At 69.6% G+C, this 8,247-nt stretch carries 9 protein-coding genes; 2 read left to right on the top strand and 7 right to left on the bottom strand.

The window, feature by feature from the left end; translation table 11 throughout:
• The 5 genes from ACOJUF_RS03705 to ACOJUF_RS03685 all read right to left on the bottom strand — a co-directional run.
• On the bottom strand, window positions 1-560 hold a 560-nt coding region (locus ACOJUF_RS03705), incomplete at its 3' end, for a carbohydrate ABC transporter permease (protein ID WP_420120516.1).
• The gene (locus ACOJUF_RS03700) at window positions 557-1,396 is read right to left on the bottom strand and encodes a carbohydrate ABC transporter permease (protein WP_420120517.1); all 840 of its coding nucleotides are present in this window, start codon (window positions 1,394-1,396) and stop codon (window positions 557-559) included. The genes ACOJUF_RS03700 and ACOJUF_RS03705, both read right to left, overlap by 4 nt.
• Window positions 1,397-1,604: 208 nt before the next feature.
• Complete coding sequence (locus tag ACOJUF_RS03695) at window positions 1,605-2,864, bottom strand: ABC transporter substrate-binding protein (protein ID WP_420120515.1); 1,260 nt, start codon at window positions 2,862-2,864, stop codon at window positions 1,605-1,607.
• Window positions 2,865-3,013: 149 nt separating this feature from the next.
• Window positions 3,014-4,045 carry a LacI family DNA-binding transcriptional regulator gene (locus ACOJUF_RS03690; RefSeq protein ID WP_420120514.1) on the bottom strand — a complete coding sequence of 344 codons (1,032 nt, stop codon included), beginning with the start codon at window positions 4,043-4,045 and terminating at the stop codon, window positions 3,014-3,016.
• A gap of 365 nt (window positions 4,046-4,410) precedes the next feature.
• Window positions 4,411-5,442, bottom strand: a complete 1,032-nt coding sequence (locus ACOJUF_RS03685; protein ID WP_420120513.1) for a LacI family DNA-binding transcriptional regulator — start codon at window positions 5,440-5,442, stop codon at window positions 4,411-4,413.
• A 161-nt stretch (window positions 5,443-5,603) separates the two neighbouring features.
• Between ACOJUF_RS03685 and ACOJUF_RS03680 the strand changes: the two genes are divergently transcribed.
• A complete protein-coding gene (locus ACOJUF_RS03680) occupies window positions 5,604-6,362 on the top strand; it encodes an SGNH/GDSL hydrolase family protein (protein WP_420120512.1) in 759 nt (252 codons plus the stop codon).
• Here ACOJUF_RS03680 and ACOJUF_RS03675 read toward each other — a convergent pair.
• Together ACOJUF_RS03675 and ACOJUF_RS03670 are read right to left on the bottom strand one after the other, a co-directional pair.
• Window positions 6,323-7,144 carry a potassium channel family protein gene (locus ACOJUF_RS03675; RefSeq protein ID WP_420120511.1) on the bottom strand — a complete coding sequence of 274 codons (822 nt, stop codon included), beginning with the start codon at window positions 7,142-7,144 and terminating at the stop codon, window positions 6,323-6,325. The genes ACOJUF_RS03680 and ACOJUF_RS03675 overlap by 40 nt on opposite strands.
• A 54-nt stretch (window positions 7,145-7,198) precedes the next feature.
• Window positions 7,199-7,663 carry a hemerythrin domain-containing protein gene (locus tag ACOJUF_RS03670; protein ID WP_420120510.1) on the bottom strand — a complete coding sequence of 155 codons (465 nt, stop codon included), beginning with the start codon at window positions 7,661-7,663 and terminating at the stop codon, window positions 7,199-7,201.
• Window positions 7,664-7,818: 155 nt separating this feature from the next.
• On the opposite strand from ACOJUF_RS03670, the gene uraH reads away from it, so the two are divergent.
• Entirely contained in the window at window positions 7,819-8,157 is a 339-nt protein-coding gene (uraH, locus tag ACOJUF_RS03665; RefSeq protein WP_420120509.1) for a hydroxyisourate hydrolase, read from the top strand.
• The last annotated feature ends 90 nt before the right edge of the window (window positions 8,158-8,247 follow it).

Here is an 8,247-nt window from a genome sequence, read left to right as displayed (position 1 = left end):
TCGAAGTACGAGTAGAACAGGTAGATGGAGAAGGCGTTCGCGATGAACGGCACGAACTGCACCTCGTAGGTGTCCAACCAGCCGATGGACCCGTCGAAGTACGGCAGGAGATTGACCCACCACAGCAGCGGCAGGGCCAGGGTCTCGAACGGCACGATGAGGGTCGCCAGGATGACCCCGAGCAGCAGCCCCTGCCCGCGGAACCGCAGCCGCGCCAGGGCAAAGGCACACATGCTGTTGACGAACAGCCCCAGCACCACCGTCAGCAGGGTGATCAGGATGGAGTTCATCATGAACCGCCAGAACGGCACCCGGTCGAAGACGGCGGTGTAGTTGTCCAGCGAGACGTCACCGACCGGCAGGAACGCGTTGATCGAGCTGAGGTCGCCGAAGATCTGGGTGTCCGGCTTGAGCGATGAGACCAGCATGAACAGCAGCGGCAGGGCGAACACGAGCACCAGCAGCAACCGGATCGCGTAGCGCCCGATGGTCAGCCGCACCGGGGTTCCGGCCCGGGCCGGGCGGGACGGCGACGGGGCGGGAGAGAGCGTGTCACTCATTTCTTCACGTCCTTGTCACGCGTGAGGTAGCGCTGCACCAGGGAGACCGCCAGCACCAGGACGAAGAACACCAGGGACAGGGCCGAGGCATATCCCGTCTGCTGCAACGAGAATCCGATGCGCACCGACTGGTAGACGATGGTCGAGGTGGAATCGAGCGGGCCGCCCTGCGTCATCACCTGGATCTGGGTGAACAGCGCGAAGGCCTGGATGGTGATCGTGATCAGGATGAACGTGCGGGTCTGCCGCAACGCCGGCCAGGTGATGTACCGGAACCGCTGCCAGTTGCCGGCGCCGTCGATCGCACCGGCCTCGTACATGTCCTGCGGGATGGTCTGCAGGCCGGAGAGCCAGATGACCATGTGGAAGCCGACGGCCTGCCAGATGGACATCACCAGCACCGCGATCAGTGCCGTGTTCGGGTTGCCGAGCCAGTCCGGACCGTCGATGCCGAAGATGGCGAGGAACCCGTTGATCAGGCCGTCCGGCTGGTACATGAACTTCCACAGCAGCGAGACGACGACCATCGAGGTCACCACCGGCAGGAAGTAGACCGTCCGGAAGAAGTTGACCCCCCGGATCCGGACGTTGATCAGCAGGGCCAGCACCAGGGCCAGGCCCGCCTGCAGCGGAACCACGAACACGGTGAACAGCAACGTGTTCCGCAGCGATTTCCAGAACAGCGGATCGCCGAAGAGCCGGGCGAAGTTGTCGAACCCGACGAACTGCGGTCCGGTCGGCGAAATGAGCTTGGCGTTGGTGAAGGCCAACGCAAAGGTGAGCACGATCGGGATGATGATGAAGACCAGCAACAGGGCCACCGCCGGGGTGACCATCCACGCCGCGGCGATGCGCTGGGACTGCCTGCTCCGGTCGAAGCGACGTCGGCGGAAGGAGAGCTTCTCGATCTGGTGCACGGTGGGTGGTTCGGGGTGGGCGGCCCCGATTGTCTGCGTCTTTGCGTTCCTCACGGGACCATCGGGATGGGGCGGGCGCGGCACTGCGGCCGGCGCCCGCCCGGATCGGTGGACCGGACGGGTCCGGTTACTGGAAGTTGTTGTTGGACTTCTGGTTCGCGTCGATGTCCGCGACCGCCTGGTCCAGGGCCTGCTGCGGGTCGGCCCCGTTGAGGATGTCCTGCGCGGTCTTGGTGAAGGTCGTCGCGATGAACGGGTAGCCCGGCGTCACCGGCCGGACGAGCGCGAACTGCTTGGAGTACTGGCGGAAGATGTCGTTGTCACCGCCGGGCTCGTAACCGGGCACCATGGCCGCCGCGGCATCGGTCGCCGGGATCGTCCCGGTCGCCTCGGACACCGAGGCCACGTACTTGTCCTGCAGCGCGAACTTCATGTAGTCCAGCGCGCCGTCGGGCGCGGCGCAGCCCTGGCTGACCGCCCACTGCCAGGAGCCGCCGCCGATCTTCGGGCCCTGACCGAGGTCGATCGACGGCAGGAACAGGATGTCGTCGGCGATGGCGGAGGCGCGGGCCGGCTCGGCCCCCCAGGACCCGTTGTAGAGGATCGCGGTCTTGCCGTTGAGGAAGTCCTGCGCCGGGTCGGCGCCCGACTTGAGCGGCATGTCGCCGTCGGCGGCCAGGGCATGGAACCAGTTCGCCCACTCCACGGCCGCGGGGCCGTTGAGCACCCCGTCGGCGCTGGCGTAGTCGTCCCGGTTGATGAGGTCGCCGCCGAAGCTCTGCAGGAACGGTGAGTACGCGTACGGCCACCATTCACCGGTGTTGCCGGTCTGCATGTCCAGCGCATTGGCCCACTTGCCGCTGGCCTTGATCGCGGCCAGCGCGGCGGCGAACTCGTCCTTGGTCCACGGCTGGTCCGCGGTCGGGATGCGGATCCCGTTCTCCTCCAGGGCGGACTTGCGCGCCTCCATGATCAGGGCGACGTCGTAATAGCCGACGGCGTAGTTCTTGTCGTTGTACTTCCCGACGACGCTGGGCAGGAACTTCGAGATCTGGTCGTCCAGGCCGTCCAACGGCGCCAGGTAGCCGGCCCAGGCCCAGTTGGGGACGTTCGGACCGTCCACGTCCAGGATGCAGGGCAGGCTCTTGGACGCCGCGGCCGCCGTCACCGACGTGTTGTAGGAATCCTGCGGGAACGCCTGGACCTCGACCTTGTACTTGGTCTGGCTGCCGTTGTAGTCGGTGACGACCTGATTGATGGCCGCCAACTCCTTGTCGTTGCCGGCGTTGTGGGTCCACAGCTTGAGGGTCGTCGTGCCGTTCGCGTCGGTCTGGGCGCTGTCGCCCGAACTGCTGCCCTTGCCACAGGCGGCCAGGGAAAATGCCAACGCCGCCGCTAGACTGACTGCTGCGAGGCGCTTCAGGGGTGTGCTGACCACGGAGCTTCTCCAACTCACTGTCGTCCGGTCGGACCGGACGGTCGGGTTCGTCCGCGAACGCGGACGGGATTCGGGTGGGTAGTGCTCGTCGTCCCGGGTCACGACCGGGGCGGCGGGCCCACCGATGCACGGCGCACCAGCGGGCAGGGCAGGATCTCGGTGCGGGGTGGCTCCTTTCCTTCGGTGTCGATCCCGCGAAGCAGGGTGGCGACGGCCCAGCGCCCCATCTCGTAGTGGGGCAGGGCGACGGTGGTCAGGCCGGGCCGGAGGCCGGCCGAGATGATCTCCTGGTCGTCGAAACCGACGATCGACAGGTCCTGGGGGATGCGCAGGCCGCGCTCGGCCGCGGCCTGGTACGCGCCCATGGCCATGCGATCGTTGTAGCAGAACAACGCCGTCGGCCGGATCGGCTCGGGCCGGTCCAGCAGGGCCGCGGCCGCCCGGTGACCGCCCTGCGCCTCCGAGAGGTCGCTGACCACCATCGCGGTGCGGAAGGTCCGGCGGGCCGTCCTGAGCGCTCGCTTGAATCCCTCGAGGCGCAGCCGGGTGGCCGGCACGTCCATGCTGTTGGTGACGAAACCGATGCGCCGATGGCCGTGGTCGATCAACTCCCGCACCGCGGTCATCGCTCCGCCGACCTCGTCCGGCACCACCCCGGAGAAGCCGACCACGGTCGAGCGCGCGTCCAGCAGCACCGTCGGCACTCCCCGCAACACGGCCGGCGGGGTCAGCAGCCGGTGATACTCGGCGGCGTACACGATGCCGTCGACCTGCCGGTCGAGCAGCGCCCGGATCTCGCGGTTCTCCAGATCCGCATCGTCGCCCGAGTTCACCATCAGCAGCAGCGACCCGTGCTCGGCCGCGGCGTCCTGGGCGCCCAGGATCGTCCGGCCGGCGTGCGGCGAGGTGGCGATCCGGTCGTTGACGAAGCCCAGTGTGTTCGACCGTTGCAGGCGCAGGCCCTGGGCCAGCCGGTTCGGTGTGTACTGCAGCTCGGCCACGGCGACCCGGACGCGCTCCCGGGTGGCGACGGGGATCCGCTTGCCCGGAACGTCGTTCACCACATGGGAGACGGTCGTGATGGACAGACCCGACCGCTCGGCGACGTCCCGCAACGTCGATCGCCCCATCCGACCCTCCTCAGTGAGTGCCAAAACGTTTCTGCATTGACACGAGAAGGATGGAGGAGCCGTCGACGGATGTCAAGAGGCGATCGGGGACGCCGCCGCGCCGCCCCGGCCCGGTTCGGCCCGTCGCCCCACCGCCGCCCTGCCCGTTCCAATTGAAAGAAGCTGTCAGAAAACGCCTTTCGGCATCCCACGGCCTATTGCCCGGATGACCCCGGAACCCGCCGCCCGGCACTGCCGAACGGCGCCTGCCGCCCGCCGACGCCGGGCGGAGCCGGGGCCCGCCCCGTCCGGCAAAACGTGTGGGCACGGCGCCGGAACGTTTGATCACCGAGAAGCGGCCGCCTCGCCGATCGGAACGTCGCCGGTCAGCCCCGGGGCGGTGGCCCGACCGAGCCCCGGCGCACCAGCGGGCACGGCATGACCTCGGACCGGAGTGCCGCCGTCGGGCTGCCCTCGACGGCGCGCATCAGCGCATGCACCGCCCACTGACCCATCTGATAGTGCGGGAGGGCGACGGTGGTCAGGCCGGGCCGCAGCCCGGCCGCGATCAGCTCCTGATTGTCGAAACCGACGATCGAGACGTCCTCGGGGATCCGCAGACCGCACTCGGCGGCCGCCTGGTAGGCGCCCATCGCCATCCGGTCGTTGAAGCAGAACAGGGCGGTCGGCCGCTCCGCCGCAGGCCGGTCCAGCAACTCCCGGGCGGCCCGGAAACCGCCCTGGGCCTCGGAGATGTCCTCCACCACCATGGTCCGGGAGAAGGCGCGGTGCGCGGACTTGAGGGCCCTGCGGAAACCGTCCAGCCGCAGCGCCGTCGCCGGGATCTCGGTGATGTTGGTGACGAACGCGATGCGGCGATGGCCGTGGTCGATCAGTTCCTTCACCGCGGTGACCGCGCCACCCACCTCGTCGGGCACGACGGAGGAGAACTCGCCGGCCGCCGGGCGCGCGTCCAGCAGCACGGTGGGGATGCCGGTCAGGGCCGCCGGCGGCACCAGGACCCGGTGGTACTCCGCCGCGTACACGATCCCGTCGACCTGGCGGTCGCGCAGCGCCTGGATCTCAAGGTTCTCCAGCTCCTCGTCGCTGCCGCTGTTCATCAGCAGCAGCAGCGACCCGTAGTCGGCCGCCGCGTCCTGCGCGCCGACGATCGTCTGACCGGCGTGCGGGGAGGTGGCGATGTGATCGCTGATGAAGCCGAGGGTGTTCGTCCGGCGCAGGCGCAACCCCTGCGCCAGCCGGTTGGGGGTGTAGGACAGCTCCGCCGCCGCCGCCCGCACGCGCGCCCGGGTCGATTCCGGGATCCTCTTCCCGGGAACGTCGTTGAGCACCTGCGAGACCGTGGTGACCGAGAACCCGGAGCGCTCGGCGACATCGCGCAGCGTCGCCCTGGCCATGGCCGCCCTCCTCCCCGGCACGGCCCGGGTGCGAACCCGTGCCGCGATCCGCGCCCGATCCGGCGCCCTGTCGATGCGGAACGGGATGAGAATTTCACACGCCGGCGCCCGGAGCGCGGGGCACGGCCACCCCGCCGCGGTCGGCGACCTACAGTCGGGGCGTGCGGTACGTGGCGATCGGGGACAGCTTCACCGAGGGTGTGGGCGACGAACGGGCGGACGGCAGCCTGCGCGGCTGGGCCGACCGGGTCGCCGAGGGACTCGCCGACGCCACCGGAACCCCGGTCGCCTACGCGAACCTGGCGATCCGCGGGCGCAAGCTGGGGCCGATCGTCCAGGAGCAGCTCGAACCGGCGCTCGCGCTCGCCCCGACCCTGGTGACCTACAACGGCGGCGGGAACGACATCATGCGCCGGAACGTCGAGATGGGTCCGTTGATGGACCTGTCCCGTCTGGTGGTGCGCCGGTGCCGGGAGGCCGGGGTGCGGCTGATCGTGCTCGCCGGCCCCGACCCGACGTCCCGTATCCCGCTCGGCCAGGTGGTCCACCGCCGGGGTGAGGAACTGACCGCCGACATCGTGCGGCTGACCGACGAGGCCGGCCTGGCCTTCGTGGACATGTGGCACGACCGGGAGATCCGGCGCCCCGGCTACTGGGGCGCCGACCGCATCCACCTCAACCCGGCCGGACACCGGCGGGTCGCCCGCCAGGTGCTGGCCGCCCTCGGGCACCCGCCGGCAGCGGAACCGCCGACACCCGTCGAACCGCGCCGCAGCCTCGCGGACAATCTCCTGTTCTACCGACAGCACGTGGCCCCATGGGTCCGCCGGCGGGTCCAGGGCCGCTCATCGGGCGACCACCGGACGGCCAAACACCCCGATTACGTGACGATCTCGCCCGACCCGGGGCGCCGCGACTGACGACCGGCGCCGTCCGACCCGGCCCCGCCGGCCACCCGATCGGAGGCGTCCGCGCCGGCCAGCCGGCGCTCGAGGCGGTCGTGGTGGCCGGCCAGCCGCTCGACCTGGGCCCGGGTGGCCGCCTCCTGGGACTCCTCCTGCTCCCGCACCTGTTCGACCATCCAGGACGCGATGATCGCGGTGATCGTGCCGAGCAGGGCGATACCGCACACCATCATCGCCACGGCGATGCACCGGCCGCCCAGGGTCACCGGGTACACGTCGCCGTAGCCCACCGTCGTCACCGTCACGCAGGCCCACCACAGTGCTTCGCCGTACGAGGTGATCAGCGAGCCCGGTGCGTAGCGCTCGGCATCGAAGACCGCCAGCGAGGACACCAGGACGAGCAGGCTCGTGGTCGCCGCGGCATACACCACCACCCGGCCCCGCAGGGCCGTGCCGGCCGCCCGCTGGAAGACCGTCAGCAGGGTCAGAAGCCGGACCAGGCGCAACGGCCGCAGCACCGGGAGGGCGACGACCAGCAGGGACGGCAGGTGCCGGACGAACCACCGACCGCGGTGCGCCGCGAGGGACAGCCGTACCCCGTAGTCGACGACGAACACCAGCCAGCAGCCGACGGCCAGGACATCGCAGGCCTGGTTGGGCCACCCGGTCGGCTCGGCCAGCACCTGATAGGCGTACGCCACCCCGAAGACCAGGGCCACCCCGATCAACGGCCATTCCATGGCCTTGTTCCAGGCCAGGTACGCCGCCGGCTCGGTGCGGGATTCAGCGGTTCCCATCGACGCAGGATGGCACATCCGGACCCGCCGCACGATGAGCCGTACGGTTCGGGTTCACCCGAGCGGACCCAGCACCGACGTCGTATCGACGGCCGGCATGGTCACCGCGTCGATCACGCCGAGCAGTCGCTTCTCCTCCCACCGGACGTGGGTCGTCATGATCGCCTCGATGCCGTCAAGGTGGCGCAGGAGATCGCCGGCCGGGGCGCCCGCGGACAGGTCGCGGCTCAGCGCCTCGATCAGGTCGCCGATCATGCGGTGGTCCCGGGCGAGCTCGTCCAGCACCGGCGCCAGGTCGGGCCGGGCCGCCCGGACGGCCGGGAAGAGCGCGGCGTCCTCACCCTCGTGGTGGCCGTCCAGCGCAACACAGAAGGCCCAGCAGGCGGTCAGCGGATCCACCACGGGCGCGACCGGCGTCCCGGTCTCGATCGAATCCCGAGCCTGCGCGAGCGCGTCGGCCAGCCGGCGGTGCACCCGCCGCAGCCGGATGCTCCACGCGACGATCCGGGGCTGCTCCATGGCCGACCGAGGATACCCGGATATATCGTGATGCCGACTTCAACAAACTGTTGACACACTCCGCGGACCGGCGGTAACTTTCACTACAAGAGATTCGCCTTCCACTCAGCGGAAGAATGATCTCGAGGACAACCACAACCGGGAGTGTCTCGACGATGAGCCTTTCCACCCATGTGCTGGACGCCGGCCTGGGTCGCCCCGCCGAGGGGGTGCCGATCCGGCTCACCCGCAGCGGCGATCCGGCCCCCGCCCTTTTCTCCGCGGTCACCGATTCCGACGGCCGCCACCGTCATCAGGACGCCGGGAAGGACGTTCCGCTCGCGGCCGGAATCTACGACCTGACCTTCGACACCGGGGCCTATTTCGCCGCCTCCGGCCAGTCCGGCTTCTACCCGAAGGTCACCGTGACGTTCGAGATCACCGACGTCACGGCGCACCACCATGTCCCACTTCTGTTGTCCCCGTTCGCATTTTCGACCTACCGAGGGAGCTAGGTGCCATGTCCGTCACGCTCGGCCACAACCAGTACGGCAAGGCGGAGACCCGCGTCGTCCGCGTGTACCGCGATTCCGATCCGCACGAGA

Origin of the sequence: Nakamurella sp. (assembly GCF_048594475.1) — a bacterium.
Taxonomy (GTDB): domain Bacteria; phylum Actinomycetota; class Actinomycetes; order Mycobacteriales; family Nakamurellaceae; genus Nakamurella.
The sequence above is the reverse complement of the archived record's forward strand: the minus strand, read 5'-3'. Positions and strand labels throughout refer to the sequence as shown.